Source organism: Cupriavidus oxalaticus, assembly GCF_016894385.1.
In the GTDB taxonomy this organism is placed as follows: domain Bacteria; phylum Pseudomonadota; class Gammaproteobacteria; order Burkholderiales; family Burkholderiaceae; genus Cupriavidus; species Cupriavidus oxalaticus.
Genome location: NZ_CP069811.1, coordinates 2,259,372 through 2,281,823, shown reverse-complemented (window position 1 = coordinate 2,281,823; position 22,452 = coordinate 2,259,372). Strand labels below are relative to the sequence as shown.

The 22,452-nt window shown below is 63.7% G+C and carries 18 protein-coding genes; 14 read left to right on the top strand and 4 right to left on the bottom strand.

All coding sequences use genetic code 11. The features are described 5' to 3' along the window. The first annotated feature begins 18 nt into the window (after window positions 1-18). Genes JTE92_RS09900 through JTE92_RS09885 form a run of 4 tightly spaced genes read left to right on the top strand, consistent with a single transcriptional unit; the run spans window position 19 to window position 3,817 of the window. Complete coding sequence (locus JTE92_RS09900; RefSeq protein ID WP_063237204.1) at window positions 19-813, top strand: TauD/TfdA dioxygenase family protein; 795 nt, start codon at window positions 19-21, stop codon at window positions 811-813. Between the two features lie 53 nt (window positions 814-866). Next, a complete protein-coding gene (locus JTE92_RS09895; RefSeq protein WP_063237217.1) occupies window positions 867-1,985 on the top strand; it encodes a Re/Si-specific NAD(P)(+) transhydrogenase subunit alpha in 1,119 nt (372 codons plus the stop codon). 15 nt (window positions 1,986-2,000) lie between these two features. Then, on the top strand, window positions 2,001-2,351 hold the full coding sequence (locus tag JTE92_RS09890; RefSeq protein ID WP_063237203.1) for an NAD(P) transhydrogenase subunit alpha part 2: 351 nt from the start codon (window positions 2,001-2,003) through the stop codon (window positions 2,349-2,351). Then, the gene (locus tag JTE92_RS09885; RefSeq protein WP_116386910.1) at window positions 2,348-3,817 is read left to right on the top strand and encodes an NAD(P)(+) transhydrogenase (Re/Si-specific) subunit beta; all 1,470 of its coding nucleotides are present in this window, start codon (window positions 2,348-2,350) and stop codon (window positions 3,815-3,817) included. Before JTE92_RS09890 ends, JTE92_RS09885 begins: the two co-directional genes overlap by 4 nt. A 21-nt stretch (window positions 3,818-3,838) precedes the next feature. On the opposite strand, the gene JTE92_RS09880 is transcribed toward JTE92_RS09885, so the two are convergent. Both JTE92_RS09880 and galU read right to left on the bottom strand, forming a co-directional pair. Further along, complete coding sequence (locus tag JTE92_RS09880; protein ID WP_063242123.1) at window positions 3,839-4,654, bottom strand: undecaprenyl-diphosphate phosphatase; 816 nt, start codon at window positions 4,652-4,654, stop codon at window positions 3,839-3,841. A 63-nt stretch (window positions 4,655-4,717) separates the two neighbouring features. Then, window positions 4,718-5,614, bottom strand: coding sequence for a UTP--glucose-1-phosphate uridylyltransferase GalU (galU, locus tag JTE92_RS09875; RefSeq protein WP_063242122.1), 897 nt, complete (start codon window positions 5,612-5,614; stop codon window positions 4,718-4,720). A gap of 720 nt (window positions 5,615-6,334) precedes the next feature. Between galU and JTE92_RS09870 the strand changes: the two genes are divergently transcribed. The 7 genes from JTE92_RS09870 (at window position 6,335) to JTE92_RS09840 (ending at window position 14,980) form a co-directional block, all read left to right on the top strand. After that, window positions 6,335-7,474, top strand: a complete 1,140-nt coding sequence (locus JTE92_RS09870) for a polysaccharide biosynthesis/export family protein (RefSeq protein ID WP_063242121.1) — start codon at window positions 6,335-6,337, stop codon at window positions 7,472-7,474. Further along, a complete protein-coding gene (locus JTE92_RS09865; protein WP_063242120.1) occupies window positions 7,471-7,908 on the top strand; it encodes a low molecular weight protein-tyrosine-phosphatase in 438 nt (145 codons plus the stop codon). Before JTE92_RS09870 ends, JTE92_RS09865 begins: the two co-directional genes overlap by 4 nt. Before the next feature lie 21 nt (window positions 7,909-7,929). Next, entirely contained in the window at window positions 7,930-10,164 is a 2,235-nt protein-coding gene (locus JTE92_RS09860; RefSeq protein ID WP_063242119.1) for a polysaccharide biosynthesis tyrosine autokinase, read from the top strand. 48 nt (window positions 10,165-10,212) lie between these two features. Beyond that, a complete protein-coding gene (locus tag JTE92_RS09855; protein ID WP_063242118.1) occupies window positions 10,213-11,292 on the top strand; it encodes a hypothetical protein in 1,080 nt (359 codons plus the stop codon). Then, entirely contained in the window at window positions 11,255-12,484 is a 1,230-nt protein-coding gene (locus JTE92_RS09850) for a polysaccharide pyruvyl transferase family protein (protein WP_063242117.1), read from the top strand. The genes JTE92_RS09855 and JTE92_RS09850 overlap by 38 nt, the downstream gene beginning before the upstream one ends. Beyond that, window positions 12,484-13,683 carry a lipopolysaccharide biosynthesis protein gene (locus tag JTE92_RS09845; protein WP_063242116.1) on the top strand — a complete coding sequence of 400 codons (1,200 nt, stop codon included), beginning with the start codon at window positions 12,484-12,486 and terminating at the stop codon, window positions 13,681-13,683. The genes JTE92_RS09850 and JTE92_RS09845 overlap by 1 nt, the downstream gene beginning before the upstream one ends. A gap of 130 nt (window positions 13,684-13,813) precedes the next feature. Beyond that, the gene (locus tag JTE92_RS09840; protein ID WP_232353424.1) at window positions 13,814-14,980 is read left to right on the top strand and encodes a glycoside hydrolase family protein; all 1,167 of its coding nucleotides are present in this window, start codon (window positions 13,814-13,816) and stop codon (window positions 14,978-14,980) included. A gap of 29 nt (window positions 14,981-15,009) precedes the next feature. Here JTE92_RS09840 and JTE92_RS09835 read toward each other — a convergent pair whose 3' ends face one another. Together JTE92_RS09835 and JTE92_RS09830 are read right to left on the bottom strand one after the other, a co-directional pair. Then, window positions 15,010-16,122, bottom strand: a complete 1,113-nt coding sequence (locus JTE92_RS09835; protein ID WP_063242114.1) for a glycosyltransferase — start codon at window positions 16,120-16,122, stop codon at window positions 15,010-15,012. 43 nt (window positions 16,123-16,165) lie between these two features. Then, on the bottom strand, window positions 16,166-17,545 hold the full coding sequence (locus JTE92_RS09830; RefSeq protein ID WP_063242113.1) for an undecaprenyl-phosphate glucose phosphotransferase: 1,380 nt from the start codon (window positions 17,543-17,545) through the stop codon (window positions 16,166-16,168). 870 nt (window positions 17,546-18,415) lie between these two features. On the opposite strand from JTE92_RS09830, the gene JTE92_RS09825 reads away from it, so the two are divergent. The 3 genes from JTE92_RS09825 to JTE92_RS09815 all read left to right on the top strand — a co-directional run bounded on the left by JTE92_RS09825 (window position 18,416) and on the right by JTE92_RS09815 (window position 22,298). Next, window positions 18,416-19,042 (top strand): transcriptional regulator, encoded by a 627-nt coding sequence (locus tag JTE92_RS09825; protein ID WP_232353425.1) that lies wholly within the window; start codon window positions 18,416-18,418, stop codon window positions 19,040-19,042. Window positions 19,043-19,298: 256 nt separating this feature from the next. Next, window positions 19,299-21,002 (top strand): hypothetical protein, encoded by a 1,704-nt coding sequence (locus JTE92_RS09820; protein ID WP_063242111.1) that lies wholly within the window; start codon window positions 19,299-19,301, stop codon window positions 21,000-21,002. A gap of 174 nt (window positions 21,003-21,176) precedes the next feature. After that, window positions 21,177-22,298, top strand: coding sequence for a hypothetical protein (locus JTE92_RS09815; RefSeq protein WP_063242110.1), 1,122 nt, complete (start codon window positions 21,177-21,179; stop codon window positions 22,296-22,298). The last annotated feature ends 154 nt before the right edge of the window (window positions 22,299-22,452 follow it).

The following is a 22,452-nucleotide window of genomic DNA, read 5'->3' as shown; positions in this document are numbered from 1 at the left end:
AGAAGACGAGGAGACATGATGACCATCCAGATCCAGCCGCTGACCGGTTCCGTCGGTGCCGCCGTGACCGGCGTCGACCTGAACCAGCCGCTCGACGATGCCAGCTTCGACATCCTGCAGCGCGCATTCCTGGAATACGGTGTGCTGGTATTCCGCGGCCAGCACCTGCAGCCCGCGGCGCAGGTCGCCTTCGCGCGGCGCTGGGGCAAGCCGGTGCAGGGCAATCCGCTGCTCAAGGGCCTGACCGAGTTTCCGGAACTGGCCCAGGTGACCAAGATTCCCAAGGAGACTGCGTCCACCGAGGCCTGGCATTCGGACTCGATCTACACCGAGGTGCCGCCCAAGATCTCGATCCTGTCGGCGGTCACCATCCCGGTGGGCGGCGACACCATGTGGTGCAACCAGTACGTGTCCTACGAGCGGCTGTCGCCGGCGATGCAGCGCATGATCGAAGGGCTGCGCTGCCGCTTCTCCGGCGCGCGGCTGGCCAAAATGACCGGCTCCGACAAGGTTCCCACCGCCGTGCATCCGATCGTGCGCACCCACCCGGAAACCGGCCGCAAGGCGCTGTACGTGGGCCACCCCGATACCGCGCAATGCATCGAGGGCATGACCGCGGCGGAGAGCCGGCCGCTGCTCGACTTCCTCTACGAGCATTCGGTGTCGCCCGACAACGTCTACCGCCATATGTGGCAGCAGGGCGACGTGGTGATGTGGGACAACCGCTGCACCATGCACTATGCGGTGCACGACTACGGCAATGCCGAACGTATCCTGAACCGCGTAACGCTGGAAGGCGAAGTGCCGCGCTGAGCCGCAACGCCACAGACCGGCGCCGCCATGCGGCGCCAATCCGGAGAATGAAGATGCTGATAGGGATCCCGACTGAGTCGCGGGCGGGGGAGGCGCGTGTTGCCGCGACGCCGGAGACCGTAAAGAAATACGTGGCGCAAGGCCACAAGGTGGTCGTACAGGCCGGCGCCGGCGTGCGCGCCAGCCAGCCCGACGGCGCGTATGAAGCGGTCGGCGCCACCATCGGCACCGCGGCCGAAGCGCTGGGAGCGCAACTGGTGCTCAAGGTGCGCGCGCCTGAGCCGGCCGAGCTTGCCCAGATGAAGCCCGGGGCGGTGCTGGTGGGCATGCTCAATCCCTTCGATGCCGAGAACAACGCGCGCATGGCGGCAGCCAACGTGACCGCGTTCGCGCTCGAGGCCGCGCCGCGCACCACGCGCGCGCAGAGCATGGACGTGCTCTCGTCGCAGGCCAACATCGCCGGCTACAAGGCCGTGCTGGTGGCCGCGCACCACTACCAGCGCTTCATGCCGATGCTGATGACCGCCGCCGGCACCGTCAAGGCCGCGCGCGTGCTGATCCTGGGCGCCGGCGTGGCCGGCCTGCAGGCGATCGCCACCGCCAAGCGCCTGGGCGCGGTGATCGAAGCCTCCGACGTGCGCCCCGCGGTCAAGGAGCAGATCGAGTCGCTCGGCGGCAAGTTCCTCGACGTGCCGTTCCTGACCGACGAAGAGCGCGAGATCGCGCAGGGCGTGGGCGGCTATGCGCGCCCGATGCCGCCGGACTGGATGAAGCGCCAGGCCGAGCTGGTGCACCAGCGCGCGATCCAGGCCGACATCGTCATCACCACCGCACTGATCCCGGGCCGCAAGGCGCCGGTGCTGCTGCAGGAAGCGACCGTGCAGCAGATGAAGCCGGGCTCGGTGGTGGTCGACCTGGCTGCAGCCCAGGGCGGCAACTGCCCGCTGACGGTGGCCGACGAAGTGGTCGAGCGCAACGGCGTCATCATCATCGGCCATACCAACCTGGCCAGCATGGTGGCGGCCGACGCCTCGGCGCTCTACGCCCGCAACGTGCTGGATTTCCTCAAGCTTATCCTCGACAAGGAGGGCAGGCTTGCGATCGACACCGAGGATGACATCGTCGCTGCCTGCCTGGTGGCGGGACGCAAGGAAGCGGCGCTGGCCGGATGATTCAAGGAGAAGCAAATGGAAATGGTTAGCCACACGGTGATCAACCTGATCATCTTTGTCCTGGCGATCTACGTGGGCTACCACGTGGTCTGGACCGTCACGCCCGCGCTGCATACGCCGCTGATGGCGGTGACCAATGCGATCTCGGCCATCATCATCGTCGGCGCGATGCTGGCCGCCGGCCTGACCGAAGGCAATGTCGGCCGGGCCATGGGCACGCTGGCCGTGGCGCTGGCGGCGGTCAATGTGTTCGGCGGCTTCCTGGTCACGCAGCGGATGCTGGAAATGTTCCGCAAGAAGGCACCCAGGACACAGGCGCACGGCAGCGCGCAGGCGGACGGAAAGCTGGCGGAGGTGGCGCGATGAATGGCCTGTCGATGAATCTGGTGACGCTGTCTTACCTGGGCGCGTCGGTGTGCTTTATCCAGGCGTTGAAGGGGCTGTCGCACCCGACCACGGCACGGCGCGGCAATGCCTTCGGCATGGCGGGCATGCTGGTGGCAGCGCTGACCACGGTGGCGCTGATCCTGAAGCTGAAGAACGAAGTGCTGGCGGGCGCGGGCGAAGCCGGCAACACCGGCAGCGGACTGGCATTGATTTTGGCCGCGCTGGTGGTGGGCGGCGGCATCGGCGCCTACGTGGCCAGGAAGGTGCAGATGACCAAGATGCCCGAGCTGGTGGCGGCAATGCACTCGCTGATCGGTCTCGCGGCGGTGTTCATCGCGGTGGCCGCGGTCGCGGAGCCGGCCGCGTTCGGCATCACGCCGGCAGGCTCGCACCTGATCCCGCTGGGCAACCGGATCGAGCTGTTCATCGGCTGCTTCGTCGGCGCCATCACTTTCTCCGGTTCGGTGATCGCCTTCGGCAAGCTGGCCGGACGCTACAAGTTCCGCCTGTTCCAGGGCGCGCCGGTGGTATTCCCTGGCCAGCACTGGCTCAACCTGCTGCTGGCGGTGGCGATGGTCGGCTTCGGCATCGCCTTCTTCCTGACACAGGCGTGGGAGCCGTTCCTGGTCATGCTGGCGATCGCCTTCGTGCTGGGCGTGCTGATCATCATCCCGATCGGCGGCGCCGACATGCCGGTGGTGGTGTCGATGCTGAACTCGTACTCGGGCTGGGCGGCCGCCGGCATCGGCTTCTCGCTGAACAACCCGATGCTGATCATCGCCGGCTCGCTGGTGGGCTCCTCCGGTGCCATTCTCTCGTACATCATGTGCCGCGCGATGAACCGCTCGTTCTTCAACGTGATCCTTGGGGGTTTTGGCAGCGACGCCGCCGCCGCGAGCGATCCGGCGGGGCAGGCCCAGCGCAACGTGAAATCGGGTTCGGCCGACGATGCCGCCTTCCTGATGGGCAATGCGGAGACGGTCATCATCGTGCCGGGCTACGGCCTGGCGGTCGCGCGTGCGCAGCATGCGCTCAAGGAACTCACCGAAGCGCTCACGGAGAAGGGCGTGACCGTGAAGTACGCGATCCACCCGGTGGCCGGGCGCATGCCGGGCCACATGAACGTGCTGCTGGCCGAGGCCGAAGTGCCGTACGACCAGGTCTTCGAGATGGAAGACATCAACAGCGAGTTCGGCCAGGCCGACGTGGTGCTGGTGCTGGGCGCCAACGACGTGGTCAACCCGGCGGCCAAGACCGATCCCAAGTCGCCGATCGCCGGCATGCCGATCCTGGAGGCGTACAAGGCCAAGACCATCATCGTCAACAAGCGCTCGATGGCGGCCGGCTACGCGGGGCTGGACAACGAGCTGTTCTACATGGACAAGACCATGATGGTGTTCGGCGACGCCAAGAAGGTGGTCGAGGATATGGTCAAGGCAGCATGATCATTGGCGTACAGCCCCGGCTCAAAGTGAGGGGGCCGCGGTCACGACAGCGATCAGCAGACCAAGCGCGATGCGATACCAGGCAAACACGCGCAGCGAATGCCGCGCTACCAGGCGGATCATCGCATTGACAACGAACAGGGCCGAGATGAAGGCCGCAGTGAAGCCTGCGGCAATGGCCCAGAGATCCTCCATGCCGAGCAAGTGATAGTGCCGCATGGCGTCGTAGGAGGCGGCGCCCAGCATGGTGGGAATCGCCAGGAAAAAGGAGAACTCGGTCGCGGCTTGCCGCGACACGCCGGACAGCATGCCTCCGACGATGGTGGCTCCCGAGCGCGAGGTGCCGGGAATCATGGCCATGCACTGCGCCAGGCCGATACCGATGGCTTGCTTCCAGCCGAAATCTTCGATGGTTTGAATGCGAGGGATTGCCCTGCGCCGCTCGACCCAGAGGATGATCAGGCCACCGACGATCAATGCCGCCGCGATGACAGCGGGGTCGAAAAGCCGGTGCTTGATGGGCCCGATGAACAGCGCGCCGATGACCGCTGCGGGCAGAAAGGCGACCAGTACCGCAGTGGCAAAGCGCAGCGCTTCCGGATCCCCCCGGACGACTCCCTGGCACAGATGCATGATCTTGGCACGGAACAGCCAGCAGACGGCCAGGATTGCGCCGAGCTGGATCACCACATGGAATACGCGTGTCTCATCGGATTCGAAGTCGATCCAGCCTCCGATCAGAATCAGGTGTCCTGTGCTTGATACGGGCAGGAATTCCGTCAAGCCCTCGATGATGCCGAGAAGGAATGCCTTGCCCAGGTGGATCCAGTCAATCATGTGGCTGCTACCTCTTTGGTTGCCTTGCTATTCGGAAGGGGGGCAAAGTCGCAGGTACCCTTTTCAGGCAATCAAGCTGTCAGTCAGATGATGGCCACGCGCTTCCAGGTAGCTGCGGAAGTTCGCGCCGGCTTCGTGGTGCTTGAGCGCAAACTCGACGGTTGCCTTCAGGTAGCCAAGCTTGCTGCCGCAGTCATAGCGCGTGCCCTGGTAGCGATAGGCCAGCACCTGCTCCTGGCCCAGCAGCGACTGGATCGCGTCGGTCAGCTGGAACTCGCCGCCAGCGCCGGGCTTCAGCTCGCGCAGGTGGTCGAAGATGCGCGGCGTCAGGATGTAGCGGCCGACCACGCCTAGGTTGGATGGCGCCTCTTCCGGCGCGGGCTTCTCGACAATGCCCGATACCTTGATCACGCCTTCGCTCCACTCGCGGCCATCGACCACGCCGTACGAACGGCTCTGTTCCGGCGAGATTTCCTCGACGCCGAGCACCGAGCAGTTGTAGTGGTTGTAGGCGTCCACCATCTGCTTCATCGCCGGCGGGTTGCCGTCGATCAGGTCATCGGCCAGCATGATCGCGAACGGCGTGTTGCCGACCAGCTTGGCCGCGCACAGCACCGCGTGCCCCAGGCCGAGCGCTTCGGACTGGCGCACGTAGAAGCACTCGACGTTGGCCGGCTTGATCGAGCGCACCACGTCCAGCAGGGCACGCTTGTTCTTGGCTTCGAGTTCCACCTCCAGTTCGAATGCCTTGTCGAAATGGTCCTCGATGGCGCGCTTGGAGCGGCCGGTGACGAAGATCATCTCGGTAATGCCGGCGGCCATCGCCTCTTCCACGGCGTACTGGATCAGCGGCTTGTCCACCACCGGCAGCATTTCCTTCGGACTGGCCTTGGTGGCGGGCAGGAAGCGGGTTCCCAGGCCCGCAACCGGGAAGACGGCTTTGGTAACGCGACTCGTCATTCTGGCTGCTCCCTTCTAAAGATTTGATAAGACTGACACGCGCCTGTCGTCTGACGGCAAAGAAAGAGGGTGTAGGCGCAACAGGGAATCGATCGCCTACACCCTTAAGCGGCAACGGGGTGCCACCGGGGATTGTGCTGCGTCGCAGCATCTACGGTACCCCCCAAGCGTTGGGACTGCCTGGACGCAAGGACGTGGTTGCAGGCCACAGGAGCGCCGGCCGGCGCCCGAGCATTCAGAGCTTTCCCCACCTCAGTGTGGGGCCCACCGAAGCGGGGTAAGACGCGGTCTGCTCCCCATCAATAATCAAGGCCGGCAAGCACTGACCCGTTGCCGATCCCCTCGGGGTGTAGACCTTCGCTGCGTCCACACCCTCTTTTTTTTTCTTCCGATAACAGCTTCGGCGGCGTCCCTCCCAATTTCGTTTCCACTCTGATGGGGGGATCGGAAACTCGCTAAAAATGCCGGTTCCGCCTTGAAGATGTAGTCCCGCGAGCCATAAACTTCGCCGGTCATTTGCGAAATGACGCAGTGCAAAAGAGCGCACCTTCGCGCCGGGCAACACGAAGCTAACACCGCCAGGTTCAAGTCCGCAGGCAGTTCAACGAAGCGGAAAGGCACCGCGAGTGCCATGTCGAACAAGCGGATTCACCGCGACTCGGCCCGCCAGGGAGACGGCGGGCAATGCGGATCTTCTTGCAACAAGGGAATCATCGAGACGTGCTAAAGCTTTCAAGCAGCTTGAGGTTTGGCAGGGCCGCCATGTGGCTGGGGATCGTTCCGTTGCTGGCTTCCTGCGCGCTCGCGCCAGGAATGCGCTTCGACCCACAGCGCCCGCTTGATCCGGAGGATCCCGCGTCGGTGCCCAAGATCACGCAGATCACACCGGCGCTGGTGCGTACGCTAAAGGCCGCCGCACCCCCAGCGAACGCCGGGGTGGAGGAACTGTTCGCCGATCCGGAGTCCTATACCGTAGGCGTCGGCGACATTCTCTCGATCGTCGTGTGGGACCACCCGGAACTGGTGTTCCCGACGCAAACCTACTCGATTGGCGCAGCCTACGAGATCCCCAGCTACAGTGGCGCGGCCAACATACCGGGCTACGTCGTCAGTCCCGCGGGAACGATCCAGTTTCCTTATGCCGGTGTGATCAAGGTTCTCGGCCAGACCCCGGACCAGATCCGCGGGCAGCTGAGCACTCAGCTCAAGCCCGTCGTCACCATGCCGCAGGTCACCGTACGCGTGCTCGCCTTTCGCAGCAAGCGTGTCTACCTCGATGGCGAAGTCAAGACGCCTGGTCCGCAGAATATCGACGACGTGCCGATGACGCTGGTCGAAGCGCTCAACCGGGCCGGCGGCGTCAACGTCCTGACTGGCGATAACAGCCGCATTCGCATCTCGCGTGAGGGCAAGACATATTTCATCAGTCTGCCCGCGCTACTGCAGCAAGGCATCGACCCGGCCCGCATCCTGCTGCGCAACGGTGACATCGTGCGCGTGGAGCAACGCGAGGACAGCAAGGTATTCGTGACCGGTGAGGTCGTGAAGCCGTCTCCGGTGATGCCGCGAAACGGCCGGCTCACGCTCAGCGAAGCCATTGGTGAAGCTGGCGGCATGAACCCCAACTCTGCCAACGCCAGGGAGCTCTACGTGATCCGCAAGGCCCCGGATGGGCAAGCCGAGGTGTTCCACCTGGATGGCAAGTCCCCTGTCGCCTTTGCCCTGGCCGAAGCGTTCGAGTTGAAGCCAAGAGACGTTGTCTATGTGGACGCCGCAGGCGTGGTCCGCTGGAGCCGGGTGATCAACCAGCTGCTGCCGAGCGGAAACTTCTTTACGTCCACGGCAAACGCAGTCAAATGATCAAGACCGTACTCGTCGTCTGCATTGGCAATATCTGCCGCAGCCCGATGGCACAGGGCCTGCTCAGCCAGGCATTGCCCGAGGGCGACGTTGTCTCCGCCGGGCTGGGGGCGCTTGCCGGACAGGCTGCCGATCCCAATGCGGTGGATCTGCTGAGTCATCGGGGCGTGGACATTTCCGACCATCGGGCCCGGCAACTCAGTCACGTCATGGTCAGGCGCGCGGACCTGATACTCGTCATGAACAACGCCCAGCGGCAAGAGATTCAGCGCCTGCATCCCGCCACCACGGGACGGGTCTTCCGCCTGGGCGAACTGGGAAAGTTTGATGTACCCGATCCCTATCGCCAGCCGCGCCCGGCTTTCGAGAACGCGCTGCAGCTGATCCAGCGCGGTGTGGAAGCCTGGGTGCCTCGCATCCGGGCCCTGGGTTAATACGATACTGTCCTGCCTCCAATGAACCATTCCACTTACGCTCCTGCCGTGGCGCCCAGTCAATCGGAAGAGATCGCCCTCGTTCGCTATCTCGACGTGCTCGTGGCAAGCCGCTGGCTGATCGCGGCTATTGCCCTTGCCATTCTTATGCTGGGGGTGGCCTACGCGTTCCTGGCGCGGCCGGTGTACGAGGCGAACATCCTGGTGCAGGTCGAGGACAGCCAGAACAGTCCCAATGGCCTGCTGGGCGATGTGTCCTCACTGTTCGACGTCAAGACGCAGGCAACCGCGGAAATCGAGATCCTGCGCTCGCGAATGATCGTCGGCAAGGCCGTTGACAACCTGCGGCTCTATATCGATGCCAGGCCGAAGTATTTCCCGCTGGTCGGGCCGTGGATCGCGAGCCGGTCAAAGGGGCTCTCCGAGCCGGGCCTGCTCGGCATGGGTGGATATGCCTGGGGGGCGGAATCCATCGCGGTTTCCACCTTCGACGTACCCGAGGAGATGCAAGGCGAGACCTTCATGCTGGTGAGCCTGGGTGATGGCCGATACAGGCTGGAGCAGGGCAGCCTTGACAAGCCTATCGAGGGCCGTGTGGGGAAAACCGTCGAGGCCGAGCAAGGCATTGGCAAGATCCGTCTGCTGGTGAGCGCACTGAAGGCGAAGCCGGGCATTGCCTTCAGCCTTGTGCGCAACTCCCGCCTGAAGACGCTGGAGAAGTTGCAGCTGCAGCTGAATATCGCGGAGAAGGGCAAGCAGAGCGGCGTGATCGGTGCCTCGCTCGAAGGCAATGACGCCAGGCTGACCGCTGCCATCCTGAACGAGATCGGCGACGAGTACGTGGCACAGAACATCAATCGCAAGGCCGCGGAAGCGGAAAAATCCCTGATTTTCCTGAGCAACCTGCTGCCGCAACTGAAGAACGAACTCGAGCGCGCCGAAGTCAAGTACAACGCCATGCGCAATGAGCGGGGCACCTTCAATCTCAGCGAAGAGGGCAAGGCCTTCCTGCAGGAGAGTGTGACTTCCGAAACGTCGCTGCTCGAACTCAAGCAGAAGCGGGCCGAGTTGCTGACGCGCTTTGCGCCCGGTCATCCTTCCATGCAGGCCCTGGACCAGCAGATCGCCGTGCTCGGCGCCAAGGTGGGATCGATCGCCAACCGTGTGAAGGCCTTGCCCAATCTGGAGCAGGACACCTTGCGCCTGATGCGCGACGTCCAGGTCAACAATGACCTCTACGTCGGCATGCTGAACAACATGCAGCAACTCAAGCTGGTCAAGGCCGGCAAGGTCGGCAGCGTGCGCCTGGTGGACAGCTCGCCGGTTCCCGAGGAGCCGGTAAAGCCAAAGAAAGCCCTGGTGATCGTCCTGGCCGCGATGCTTGGCGTGCTGGCGGGCGCGGTGGCGGCCTTTGTCCGTAATGCCCTGTTCGGCGGGATTACCGATCCCAAGGACATCGAGGAACATACCGGTCTCAATGTGTATGCCACCGTTCCGCAGTCCGAGCACCAGATCAGCCTCAGCAAGGAAATCCATGCGCGCAAGCGGGGCCAGTATCTGCTGGCCGATCGCTTCCCGAACGAGCCATCGGTGGAAAGCCTGCGCAGCCTGCGGACCTCGCTGCAGTTTGCCATGCTGGATGCGGCCAACAACCGCGTGCTGCTTACCGGCGCGACCGCGGGGGTGGGCAAGTCCTTCGTCTCGGTCAACCTGGCGGCCCTGATGGCGTCGGGTGGCAAGCGTGTCTTGCTGGTGGACGCCGATATGCGCAAGGGCTACCTGAACCAGTATTTCGGCAAGGACCGGGAGCCCGGCTTGTCCGACGTGCTGGCCGGGAAGCTTGCGCTGGAAGACGTCATTCACCGCGAAGTCGTCCAGGGACTGGATTTCATTGGCACGGGGACGATACCTCCCAATCCCGCCGAGCTCATGCTCAATGAACGCATGGTCAAGCTGCTGGAAGGCCTCAGCGATCGCTATGACCTGCTCATGATCGACACGCCTCCGGTGCTGGCTGTCGCCGATGCCGCGATCCTGGCTGAGCGCTGCGGCACGGTCTTCCTGGTCACGCGCTTTGGCAAGAGTTCGATCGGGGAGATATCGGAGTGTGCCAAGCAACTTGGGCAAGTCAATGTGAGCGTGAAAGGGGTGATCTTCAATGGGCTGGATCCCAATGCCTTCCGCTATGGCTACGGTTCCAAGTATGGGCGCTACCGCTATGCCTACTATGGCTACTCCGATAGCGAGAAATCGTGAAGCCGTAACGCATTGGTCATCGTGGAAATCCGATAGCAAGAGATCGACATGCACGCCACGAAACTGAATCGCGACTGGGTGCTTGCGGAGCGGGGACTGGCCACCGTCGCCAGCACGCTGTTGAGCATGCTCTATCTGACGATCTTTTTTTTCGGCCGCGAATCGCTTCCCGAAAAGTGGGTGACAGATTCGAACAAGATGCTGGAATTCCTCGTGACCGGCTCGTCCAACTTCGACGATTCATTTGCCGCGACCGCGAGGGTGTTCTCCTTCTTCGGCCCGGAGTATGTGAACGTCGTCACCGCCAGCGTCGGCCTTGCCTACCTGATGGTGGCGTCGAGCCGCGTCGCGAGCCTGCGTGACCTGGCTGCGCGCTGGTTGTTCGTCCTGCCCTGCATGCTGCTGAACCTGCTCGCACCCGGCAAAGAGACTGTCGTGATCGCCATGTCGATCACCCTGGTTGCGTGCGGCATGTCCAGGGCGGTGTCGTCCCGTGGGCTCGTCGTGATGATCATCGTGCTCTACGGATGCTATGCCTTCTTTATCCGGAACTACTACGCGATGATCGTGGTGCTGGCGTTCGGCATCCGCGCGTCGGCCCGGCTGACACCGGCATGGAAGGCCGTGGTGGTGGCCTGCGTGCTGGGCGCGATCCTGGTGGCGCCCGCCGAGATCCTGTACATCCTGCAGTCGCCCCGGGATATCTCCAACAATTACGCACTGACTATCGGCAGCGACAACCGGACGATGATCTGGAACCTGTATCCGCCCACCTCGGGCGTGAACTTCATCGTCAATTACCTGTATGCGGCTGCGATGTTCGTCCTGCCGGTGATCAGCTTCCGCGCGCCGGTGGACCTTGCCATGATGCTGATGCACTTTGCGATCATCCGCGTAGCCCTGCGTGGCTTGTCCTCGGTGCCGCCGACGGGTGAAGACCAACGCAAGCGCCGCTGGTTTGCCACGCTGATTGTCGCGCATATCCTGGTGCAGTTCATATTCGAGCCGGACCTGGGAAGCTATGTCCGCCATCTCACCTCGGTCAGCCTGTTTCTCATTCCCTTGCTAACCTTGCCCTCGGCCAATCAAGATGAAGCACGTCGTCATATGCGCGGTGCCATACAGTGACAACCTCGGCGATGCCGTGATCGCCGAAACACTGGGCTTTCTCATCCATCAGGCCTTGCCGGATTGCCGCATCAGCTATCTCGACATCGCGGGCCGCACCCAGCTTGGTGAAAGCTCGCTGAAGAAGGGACGCCTGATGCGCATCTTCTCCAGGCTGCCTGGCTGGGCACGGGTTCCCGCGCTGACCCTTGCCATCTGGATGAAATACCGGCGTCAGTGGCGCGGCAGGTGGGCGCAGCAGCTGGCCGACGCGGATGTCGTCGTGATCGGGGGCGGCCAGCTGCTGTGCGATGTGGACCTCAATTTTCCGTTGAAGCTCTACCTCCTTTCCCGGTGCATCCAAAAGAATTCAATGGTCGCGCTGGTATCGGTAGGCGTGGCGGGCAAGTGGTCAAGGGCGGGCAAGTATCTGATCTCCAGGTTCTTCGAGCGGGCGGCGCCGCAATTCATTTCCGTGCGGGATGAGAGTTCCCGCCGCAATATCGTCGGCGTCACCGGAGGTGCTTGTTCCGACGTCTCCATCATTCCGGACCCGGCCATCCTGAGCTCGGCCCTTTATCCGGGCAAGGGGCCCGCAAGGCGCTGGGATGTGGGCATCTGTGTCTCGGATGTCGAATCGCTGCACTACAACGCGGATATCGGCACCGGCTCGGGCACCGGATCGGAACCGGGCCGGGGCCTTGCCATGTTCGTGGAGCTGGCGACCAGGCTGCGGCAGAGCGGGCAACGCGTCGTCCTGTTCACCAACGGCGCGGAGGAGGACAATATCGCTGCCGTTTCGGTCAGGGACAGGCTCGGCGTCGGCACTGTCGACTTCATCCTGCCGAAAACCCCGGCGGAACTCGCTTCGATCATTGCGGACTGCCACAGCATGGTTGGTCACCGCATGCACGCGAACATCATCGCCTTCAGTTTCGGCGTGCCGTCCGTGGGCATTGTCTGGGACAACAAGGTCGCCTCCTTCTTCAAGCTGAGCGGGCGCGGCGATTTCGCGGTGCGGCACACGGCTTGCGTTGACGACCTGATTGAACGGCTGGAGTACGCCCGATTCCTGGGGGCAGCGCAGTTCAAACGCTCGGCGCAGCTGGGGCACGACATTACGCAGGGCTTGTCCGTGCTATTCAGTCAGAAGCCCGCCATGCCAACCCCGTCGACATTCAAGGCGGCGCCTTCGCTGCAGGAGACGCGATAATGCGCCGCATGCTGTCGGCGCTTGGTGCGGTGCTCGAGCAGGCCGCCTATACGGCGGTGCAGTTCGGCATCAACGTGGCGCTGGCCCGGTCAATGGACGTCGCTGGCTATGGCCTGGTTGCGGTGGTGCTGTCGCTGGTTGTGTTTATCAATATCTTCTATGTTTCCTTCCTCCACGAGCCGGCGCTGATCGAGGGAATGAAGGTCCGCGTGCGCTTCTCGATGGAAGTTGCGGTGCTGACCGTGGTTCCGGTCACCGCGGGCTCGATCCTCTACCTGTACGGGCATGGCCTGAGCACGTCGGCATGTGCGGCGGCCGCCGTGCTGTTCGCCAGCTACACCGCGTACTGGGTGCTCAGGACCGTCGGCGCCAAGACGAGAGGCTATACGGGGCTGCTGGTCTGCCACACGCTGATCGGTGGCGGCGTTGCAATGATCGGCCTGGCATCCGGCACGCAGAAGGAGTCCGCGGTGATGCTGATGCTCGCCGCGTCGATCCTGCTCCCCACCTTGCTCGCGGCCGCTGCCATCCGGCGCAATGGGCGCATCGAGATCATTCCGGGAAGGCCTGCTTCCCCCCGGAGGTGGCTTGGATTCGGCGCGAGTTCGGCGAGTGCCCAGCTGATGAGCTGGCTGGTCGGCCCGGGCCTGGTCGTGCTGCTGGGCTCGCTGGGACACTTTGCCGATTCGGCAAAATTCCGGATCCTGCTGACGGTGCTGCTGCCGGCCCAATATGTCCTGATGGCGCTCGGCTATCACCTGATGCCCAGGTTTGCGGCCTCGTTCAGGCAGGACGACACCATGGCGCTGGCCCGGATGTCTGTCCTGTTCGTGCTTGGCGGTGTCGCGCTGGCCGGCGCACTGAGCGTGCTGCTGCTGCTGTTCGGCGATGCCCTCGTCGTCATGCTGTTCGGCGCGGCGTATGGGGATCTCGATGTGCGCTTCTTTGCCCTGTTCCCTATCGTGTTTGCCGTCGTGATGTGCCTGAGAACCTTGTTGAAATCCTTCGGCATGCCCCGCGCCGTCTTCCTTGCCGCGGGCATCGGCCTGCTGGCAGGCATCGGCCTGGGGGCAGGGCGCTATCCTCAGCTCGACTACCTCGTGGCAGCGCAGATCATGCTGGTGTCGTTCCTGGCCATCGCGCTGATCCAGGGCGGTGCGCTCGCAATGGGCGTGCTGCGCAGGCATGCCGTCCAGTAAGGCCTTCGCCTTGCCCGGCCGTGCGCTTGCGCGCGCACTGGCGCTAGCCGCGAGCCTGGCGGTGTCTGGCACCTTGCCTTGTCAGCAAGCGCGCGCCGAACCGCCCCAGGCTTCGAGCCGGATTGCATCGATGCCGGCCTTTGCCGTGCAGATCGATCCCGCCACGGTGTCGTACCGCGACCTCGCCACGATCAAGAGCCTGGGTTTCTCGCATGTGCGATTCGGCGTGCGGCCCGAAGTGGTCCGCGGGCATCTGACGCAGGCGCGCTACGTGCAAGTCATCAGCCAGGCGCGCCAGGCCGGCCTGCACATGCTGATCACGCTTTACGGCGGACGCTATATCTGGGGGGATGCCGGCGAGGACGGTTCGAGCGATGCGAATGAAGCGAAATTCGCCGACTTCGCGGCCCGGTTCATGCTGCGCAACAAGGGGCCGGACCTGTCGTATGAGATCTGGAACGAGCCGGACAACAAGACATTCCTGCACCCGTCGGTACCGATCTCGCGGCTGCTCTCGACTGCCGGCAGGATTTGCGACGCGCTGGCGCAGCAGGATAGCGGTCCGCTGCCATCCCTGTACCTGTTCGGCCTTGCCCGGCTGCCGAAGCCAGGGAACCCTGCGGGGGAGCAGGCCTTTTCCCGGCTGCTGACGGATCCGCGCCTGGGCTGCTACAAGGGATTGAGCATTCATCCGTACCGGGCAACGCCCGAGACACTGTTGCAGGACTATCGGCAACTGAGTGGCCGGATCCGCAATTCGGCACGCCCGTCCGCGCAGCTGATCGTCAGCGAATGGGGCTATGCCTCGTACCTGCCGGTGCGCAGCGAGGAAACCCAGGCCGCGCTGATCGCCAGGCAGTTGCTCTCCGGCGTCATCTCCCAGGTGCCCATGCTGGGCATCTATTCCTGGCGCGACCGGGGTAATGCCCGCTGGGACCGGGAGGCGAATTTCGGTCTGGTAAGGGCTGATGGGTCCGAAAAGCCTGTCGTCGCCATGCTGCGCGACATGCTGGGCCTCCTGGCCGGTGCAAAGGATGCTGACTGGCGCGAGCGTAACGGAAGCTTTGTCCTGTCGCTGCGCAAGGATGGTGCGGTCCATCGCATCTATTGGGGACCGCAAAGCCGGTCCCTGATGCTCGAAGAACTGGGCAACGACAGGGCGGACGGCTGCAAGGTCAAGGCATTGGGTATGTCCACCGGAGCGCGGCCTTGCGCCGCGGTGCCGCAGGCCGATGCCGAATTCTCCAATGGGGCGATCCTGCTGGTCAGCCGGACAGGCGGGGCTGTGCCGCCCTGACCTGCAGGGTCGACGGGCGCATCAGGCCACTATGCAAGCGCTTCGCGTGAATAGAAGGATTCGAACTTCAGGGCCTGCGTGAAGATATTGAACTCGGACTTCGCGCGGGTTGCGGCGTGCCCGGACATGGTTTGCCAGAGCTGGTCGTCCCCGACGATCGCTTCAATGGCGCTTGCCATGGAAGGAGCATCATCTACCGGGACGATGAAGCCATTGCTGCCATCCACGATGATGTCCTTGATGCCATCGACATCGGTGCCGACCACCGGGATCGCCAGCGCATTGGCCTCGGCGAGCACGTAGCCGAAGCTCTCGTAGTGCGAGGTCAGCACCACCACTGCGGCGGAGCCCAGCAGCTCCAGCAGGTCGGACCGGCTCATCCACGCGATGGTCGTCACATCCGCGCCCTCGACCAGGTTGCGCTCCCGCAGCAGTGCATCGAGCGTGGCCCGGTCATCCTCGTAGTGGCCGTAGCCGACCAGCATGAATTCGATATCCTCGCGGCCCTGGAACAGCCTGGCCACGTCCAGGAACATGGGGATGTTCTTCTGCGGGCTGATTCGCGCCACCATGATCACTCGCTTGACGCCCGCAGCCAGCCGCCTTGACACTGGCAGGGGCCGCGGCTCGACGGCGTTCAGTATCGAGTGCGCGCGTTCCTGGGGCAGTCCGACGTCATGGATGGCGCGATGGCGTTCCGACGGCGAGGTGGCCAGCACCGCGTCGGTAAGACGATGCAGAAACCGCTCCGCCATCAGGAACACGCGGCGCTTGATCCCGCTGAGGCCGAGGTAGTAGTAGGCATGGGGCGTATAGACGACGCGTACGTTCAAGCCGACGCATGCCAGCCGGCCTACCAGTCCGGCTTTCGAGCTGTGCAGGTGGACGATCTGGGGGGCGACGCTTTTCACCAGCGCGCGCAAGCTGAGCGCCGCCTTCAGGTCGTTCAACGGATCGAGCTTGCGCGGAATCGGCAGGTAGCTGACGCCAAAGTTGCGGGCATCCGCAACGGTCGAGATGGAGCATTGCCTGGGCAGGGCAAAGTGGAAGCTGATGTGCTCGGCATTGATATGGGATGCCAGCAGGTGAAGGTAAGTCTCGACACCGCCCAGGCACTCGGTCACATGCAGGACTTTGATCATTGGTTGCGTATTGGTGTGGTCCGTGTGGATATGGTCCGCGGTCTCAGTAAGCGTTGCTTCCCACCCAGCCCCGGAATGCGGTCCAGAAGATGATGCGCAGGTCGAGCCAGAATGACCAGTTGCGGATATAGAAGATGTCGTGCTCCACCCGCTTGGCCATCTTGTCCAGGGTGTCGGTCTCGCCGCGGTAGCCGTTGATCTGGGCCCAGCCGGTGATGCCCGGCTTGACGCGGTGGCGCAGCATGTAGAAGTCCAGCTGCTCCTTGTACATGTTGTTGTGGGCCATGGCGTGGGGTCGCGGCCCCACCACGCTCATCTCGCCCTTCAGCACATTGATGAACTGTGGCAGTTCGTCCAGGCTGGTGCGGCGCAGGAAGGCGCCGATCGGCGTCACGCGGCTGTCGCCCCTGGTGGCCTGCGTGACGATGCCGTGCTCGTTATGCACCTTCATGCTGCGGAACTTGTAGACGTGGATGACACGGCCATCCATGCCGAGGCGTTCCTGCCTGAAGAAGACCGGACCCGGCGAGTCGCGCTTGATCAGGATGGCAATCAGCAGGAACAGCGGCGACAGCGCGACGAGCACGAGAGCCGAGAAGCCGCGGTCGAAGATGGCCTTGATGGTGCCTCGCACGCCGAGCGAGGGCGGCTTGTTCATTTCCACCGCGGGCATGCCCAGGAAGTTGCCGACGTTGTGGTTGAGCAGGTCGAAGTCGAGCACGCTCGGCATCCACTTGATGTCGATGAAGTCGTTGCGCAGCGAGAAGGCGATCTCCTGCATCAGGCGATGCTCGCTCATCGGCAGGGTGATCCAGATCTCGTGGATGCCGTGCTCGCGGGCGAAATCGGCGATGTGGGCGCTGTCGGTGATGCGACGGCGTCCTTCCGGCGTGGACTCGCCTTCGGCGGCATAGATGCCGCTGATCTTGAATCCGGTGGTGTGGTGTGCGGTCGCGCGGCGGTACATCTCCCGGCCGGTCCGGCCAAAGCCGACAATGATCACGCGCTTGTTGTTGGCGCCGGCAACGCGCAGCAGGTTGAGCACGGCACGGGTGACCACGCGCAGGCCCACCAGCCCGGCCAGCGCGAACGCGTACCAGTACACCATCCACAAGCGGGAAAGGGAATCGGCCTGGTGAAGCAGGTAGGTCAGCAGCAGGCTGATCAGCCAGACCAGGCTCCAGCCGGACATCAGGCGCGCGGCGAGCGAGAACAGGCCGCGGCCGCGCCAGGAAGTGTAGACGTCGAACCCCGGCAGCACGATGAAGGCGATGGCACAGCCAAAGTACTGGATGAACTGGTGGATCGGCGCGTGCGCAGTGGCAAACCGCACTTCACTGGCCAGGATTGCCGCAAGCCAGATGGCGCCGGCGTCGAGCAGGCGAGCCATCAGCGCGAGCTGATCGTGGTGCCTGGCAAACATATCGCGATAGATACCCAATTGCTTCCCCCAGAAGCGTTCGAGTAATGGGCGCCCAAGCGAGTGCCCATGCCCTTGTTGTCTCCTCCGAACTCGCAGTCCGCGCGCAGTGGCGGCCAGCTCGATGCATGGCATGCATCGTTGCTGTGCATGCTCGGGATGTGGACAAAGCAGAGTCGTGCGGGGCTGCTTCGCGGCAGCTGGTTCCATGGTGTGGCAGCGGTCAGCTGGTGACCGGCCACGGCCGGCTCCTTGAGGGCCGTCCATCGAACTGCAACGCTCTTGTGCTGCCGGCGCGCTGATGGCGCCGGCGTGCTTCGTGTTTTCAGGTGCGAATAGTGCGATGCAGCGAAATGCCTCGGTACCCTTCATCGGAAGGGAAAGCCTGGCCTTGGCCGATGAAGCGTTCGAGGTCTATTCGCGATGCGTTTCATCGGTTTTTCGCGCGCGAAGATGCCGTGCAACTGACTTGGGCGTTACCCCGCGCAAGGAGGGAAGCGAGATGGCAGCGCACCCCTCGCACTGGGGGTGAGAATAAAAAACAAGGCATTGGCGAGCGGATTCGGCACCGCCGAGTTTGTGTGATGCACATGAAAGGCGGAGGCGGCTCGGCCTCCGGCATCTGGGCATCCTTCACTCAACCGCGGCAAGGAAATGAGAAAAAAACCAGAGCCACATACGGTATTCACGCGCGAGCAGCTGGATTCGTATTTCGCGTCGTACGTAGGGATGGAAGGTGGAAATCCAGGCGCTGCAGTATGGTTCTGCGATAGCTCCCCGCATCCAAGCGGGCCGTCGCTCCTGGCCCCGTTGGTGCCGCTTGCACAACCCGGCGCATGGGATGCAGCCTACCGCTACAGGTATCGCCATCACATGGAGCGCTGGCAATCGCACCAGAAGATTGCCCGGATCATGTCGGCGGCGCGCGCGCAAGTCTTCAAGACGGCCGTCGGCGAGCAGGACTGGAAGCATTACTTCGACCACCATCTGTACGCGCCGCACGGCGCGGAGTTCAAGCTCAGCCTGTTCCCGCTGCCTGCGCGACTGGTCAACCAGACAGCGTGGTCGAAGGCGTTCCGCGGCCAGCCGGAACTCTTGCCCAGGCAGCGTTACCTCGATCTTTGCCGCGGTGGCCGGCGCTTCGCCTTCATCGATGCGATTCGCCGGCGCTGGAAGCCGAAGGTGGTGATATGCCTGGGCGAACGGCACACCGACGACTTCGTGCAGGCGTTCGACCTCGCGAATGCGCGCGCCACCGACCACGTCCTGCAGCCAGCCGATCAGCCCAAGAGCTTGCGGGTGCTGGAGCGGGACGGCACCACGTGGCTCATCTGTCCGGCTCTGGCCGGCCCGGCGGGCCTGATGTCTGACGTGTTGCTTGACGCGATGGGGCAGTACCTCACGCGCTGGCTGCGGCCGGACGATTTTCGCGGGCATTCCGCTGATGCAGAAGAACCGATAGCGAGGCGGCCATGCGTCATGGCGAGCGTGGATCGTTGACACCGCTGGCCTGCCTGCGGGACCTGCGTCGGCAGAGGATTGACTTTCCCCCGCCAAGTAGGGGTGACACGGATTGGCGGATGCGTTTATCTGCCGGCTGGCGCGATCTGCAAGCTGCTGCCGCGGTATTCGCTCGCCAGTTCGTGCGTGGCATCGGAGGCAGTGCAGGGCGCTGGAGACCGTGCGCGGCAGTGTCCCGTCGCAGGATTCCCCACCATGTTTCGTTGTATCGAAGTACCGACCTCAGGAGAGCAGCGTGCAAACCAAAACCCGGAACATCTTCATTCTCGGCATCATGGCAGGCGCCGCGGCGACGCTCGTGGCCTGCGGCGGTGGCGGCGACGATTCGCCCCCGCCTTCCCAGCCTTCCGGCACCGTGAGCGGAAAGGCGGTGGACTTCTACCTGTCCGGCTCGACTGTCACCTTCCTCGATTGCGACAACAAGACCGTGCTCACGAATGCAACCGGGGACTTTACCTTTCCGGCAGGGTGCACGAAGAGCGCGCTGAGAGTGACCGGCGGCACCGATATCGGTACCAACCAGCCGTTCACCGGGATGCTGCAGGCACCGGCGCAGGATTTCAGGGAGGGCGTGATACAGGTGGTATCGCCGCTCACCACGTTGGCGGTCCAGCTCGGCTCGGGCCAGGTTGCACCTCTGGCAGCGGGACTCGGTCTGGCAGGCAAGGACCTGGGCACGCTCGACCCGATGCAGGACGCGGCCGCGCTGCGGGCAGCAGTCGTGGTACAGCAACTGGTCGACCACGTCGCCAAGACGCTGACGGGCCTGGGCGCGGGTGGCACGCTGACTCCCGCGGATACCGCCGCAGCGGCCTCCAAGGCGGTCGCCAGCGCCGTGGCGAGCGCGCCAGGCACGGCGGATCTGACCAGCACCGCGCTGGTTACGAACGTGGTGTCCAGCGCAGTACAGAACGCCCAGTCCGGCCTGCCCGCCGGCTTGCAGTCGGACATCGGCGCCGTGGCAGCCAATGTGGCCGCACTGGCTGCGCCGGTGATCACGAGCCAGGTGACAAGCGTCAACACGGCGCTGGAGGACGTCGACCTGCGTAGCAGCCCCGCCGGGACGTTGTCCGCCCTGACAGAGAGCGGATCGATCAACGTCGTGACCGGGAGTGCCCAGTCCACGACGACCACGGCGCTGGTCCAGGCGGTGACGACTGGTGGGCTGACGGATGCATCGAACACGACCGGGCTGGCCGGACTCGGTGATGCAGTGTCGACCGGTAATACCGCAGCGATCCTGCAGGCAGCGACGGGCCTGGGCAGCGCGGTGGATGCTGGCGCAATCAACAAGGTGGCGGACGCGGTCCGGCTGAGGAACTCCCTGGTGCTGTCGAACCTGACGATCAACGGGGCGAATTATCCGATCACCGACGCGATCTCGGCCACGGGTGGCACGCTTGGCGCGATCCAGGTTGCGCTGACGCAGGATGGTGACGCTTTCAACGGCCGTCCGTCGCAAGTTCGCGCCGGCCTGAGCTACACCTACGGTGGCAATCAGGTCGATGTCATCATCGAGAACGTGGCGCTGACGTTCAACGGGCCGCAACTGGTGGATGCCGTAGTGCCTGCCAATACCGCTTATTCGTTCCGCATCAGCGGCAACCTGTCTGCCGCGGCAAGCCTGACCAATAACGCTGCCGACAGCCTGTTTTCCAGCGCCAACGGCGGCTCGCTGAACCTGCCGTTCACGGTGTTCCTCGGCAAGCTCAGGTCTGCCGGTGCGCTGAGCCAGGCGCAGGTTGACGCGCTTACGCCTAAGGCGACCAGCTCGCTCCCCGTGACGTTTGCGACAACCACTGGTGCTCCCGGCAGGGATGTGAGGCTGGGCATGCTGGTCAACGACGGCGTGGCGTTCGCCAAGACGGCACTGGTGAAGACCGACGCCGAGATGGTGGTCGGCGACGGCCTCAAGACCACGGTCACGCTCAACCCGTGACCGACGCGTAGGTGGTGCCTTCCGCCCGGATGGGGAAGGCCGAGCCCCCCGGTCATCCGGACGCGTGTCTCATCAAGGCAATGCCAAGGGTGACCGGGGTTTTCTTGTCTGCGCCGGGCGCCTCCTCCGGAGCGCGCCATGCATGAGGCTTGCCCAGTGGCCTCGGAGTTTTCTATGCAGTGGATTCGCAAGCGCCGGTTGAACCACGCCTGCGCCGTGATGCTGGGCCTGTCGTGCGCGGGTACGGCCAGTGCCGCGCCGGACGATGTGTTCATGCAAGCCGAGCCAGCCACCGGGGAGTTCACCTCGGTGCGTGTGGAGGCCAGTTACGACATGGTCGATCGCAACGTGGATATCTTCAACCTGCGCGGGCGGCAGGGTCCCGTGTCGGACAACGCCGGCGACTATCGTGGTGGCAAGCTGATGCTGGGCTACAAGTTCTCGCCGCACTGGTCGGGATCGGCCACCTACTGGCGGCGTGGCATCGATTACGGGCAAGACCACAACCAGATCGATACCTGGATGCTGGCGATGCACTATGACCCGTTGGCGGAGGCCGGTGCCCGCGATCGCATCATGCTGCGCTTCTCGCTATGGGGAGATCACGCCGGCAGCCTGAACCGCTCTTCGCCAGTGATGGTTCGCAATACGACGTTCAACAGCCTCACTGTGAATAACGCGAATGATGTCCAGGCCCAGGCCGACGTCATCTTCTCCGGCGAGTTGACCGAGCGCAGCCAGCTCACTGGTTTCATCGGGCTCGGCATCAGCCGCGTGACCATCGACAGCATCAATACCCGCCTGCAGCGAGGCAATTGCAACTTCAATGTTGCTATCGGCTCCGACAACCTCGCCAATGGCCAACTGGCCGCGCCGTGCAACGTGGGCAACGCCACGCTCCAGTCGGCATCATTCTCGGTCGACGCCAGCCAGTTCGGGCTGAATTTCAACGAGGATTTCAACTACACGGCCGGCTACCTGAACCTGGGCGGGTCATGGCGCTGGCAGTACGAGCGCTTCGCGGCGCGGCTCGGATACCAGTTCCAATACCTGCTGCGCAGCAATGTCGATAGCCGTGCGCAAGCCTATGGCAACTCGCCGATCCGCTCCAACCATACGCTGGGCCTGGAGCTGTCGTATGCGGTGGTGAAAAACGTGGAAGTGTTCCTGCGCGGCCAGGCGTCGCTGTACAACTTCGTCGGCACCATCCCATTCCTCTATAACGCGACGACCGCGGGCAAGCTGGATCGATACTACGGCTACGGCTCGATCGGCATTCGCTTCTCCGGGTTTTGAGCTTGAGTCCAGGTGACAGTTGCCCGTAATTTCCAGGGATCGCCGCGACATTTCGATCCCCTCCGGTGAGGGGATCGAAAACAGAGAACTCCTGAAATATTGCAGCGCAGCAGAGCCACTTATGTCAGACCTTAGAAGATTGAAATTCCTAAAT

Coding starts and splice junctions, on each gene's coding strand:
- JTE92_RS09900 (WP_063237204.1), top strand. CDS start 19: ATGACCATCCAGATCCAGCCGCTGACCGGTTCCGTCGGTGCCGCCGTG.
- JTE92_RS09895 (WP_063237217.1), top strand. CDS start 867: ATGCTGATAGGGATCCCGACTGAGTCGCGGGCGGGGGAGGCGCGTGTT.
- JTE92_RS09890 (WP_063237203.1), top strand. CDS start 2,001: ATGGAAATGGTTAGCCACACGGTGATCAACCTGATCATCTTTGTCCTG.
- JTE92_RS09885 (WP_116386910.1), top strand. CDS start 2,348: ATGAATGGCCTGTCGATGAATCTGGTGACGCTGTCTTACCTGGGCGCG.
- JTE92_RS09880 (WP_063242123.1), bottom strand. CDS start 4,654: ATGATTGACTGGATCCACCTGGGCAAGGCATTCCTTCTCGGCATCATC.
- galU (WP_063242122.1), bottom strand. CDS start 5,614: ATGACGAGTCGCGTTACCAAAGCCGTCTTCCCGGTTGCGGGCCTGGGA.
- JTE92_RS09865 (WP_063242120.1), top strand. CDS start 7,471: ATGATCAAGACCGTACTCGTCGTCTGCATTGGCAATATCTGCCGCAGC.
- JTE92_RS09860 (WP_063242119.1), top strand. CDS start 7,930: ATGAACCATTCCACTTACGCTCCTGCCGTGGCGCCCAGTCAATCGGAA.
- JTE92_RS09855 (WP_063242118.1), top strand. CDS start 10,213: ATGCACGCCACGAAACTGAATCGCGACTGGGTGCTTGCGGAGCGGGGA.
- JTE92_RS09850 (WP_063242117.1), top strand. CDS start 11,255: ATGAAGCACGTCGTCATATGCGCGGTGCCATACAGTGACAACCTCGGC.
- JTE92_RS09845 (WP_063242116.1), top strand. CDS start 12,484: ATGCGCCGCATGCTGTCGGCGCTTGGTGCGGTGCTCGAGCAGGCCGCC.
- JTE92_RS09840 (WP_232353424.1), top strand. CDS start 13,814: ATGCCGGCCTTTGCCGTGCAGATCGATCCCGCCACGGTGTCGTACCGC.
- JTE92_RS09835 (WP_063242114.1), bottom strand. CDS start 16,122: ATGATCAAAGTCCTGCATGTGACCGAGTGCCTGGGCGGTGTCGAGACT.
- JTE92_RS09830 (WP_063242113.1), bottom strand. CDS start 17,545: ATGTTTGCCAGGCACCACGATCAGCTCGCGCTGATGGCTCGCCTGCTC.
- JTE92_RS09825 (WP_232353425.1), top strand. CDS start 18,416: ATGGAGCGCTGGCAATCGCACCAGAAGATTGCCCGGATCATGTCGGCG.
- JTE92_RS09815 (WP_063242110.1), top strand. CDS start 21,177: ATGCAGTGGATTCGCAAGCGCCGGTTGAACCACGCCTGCGCCGTGATG.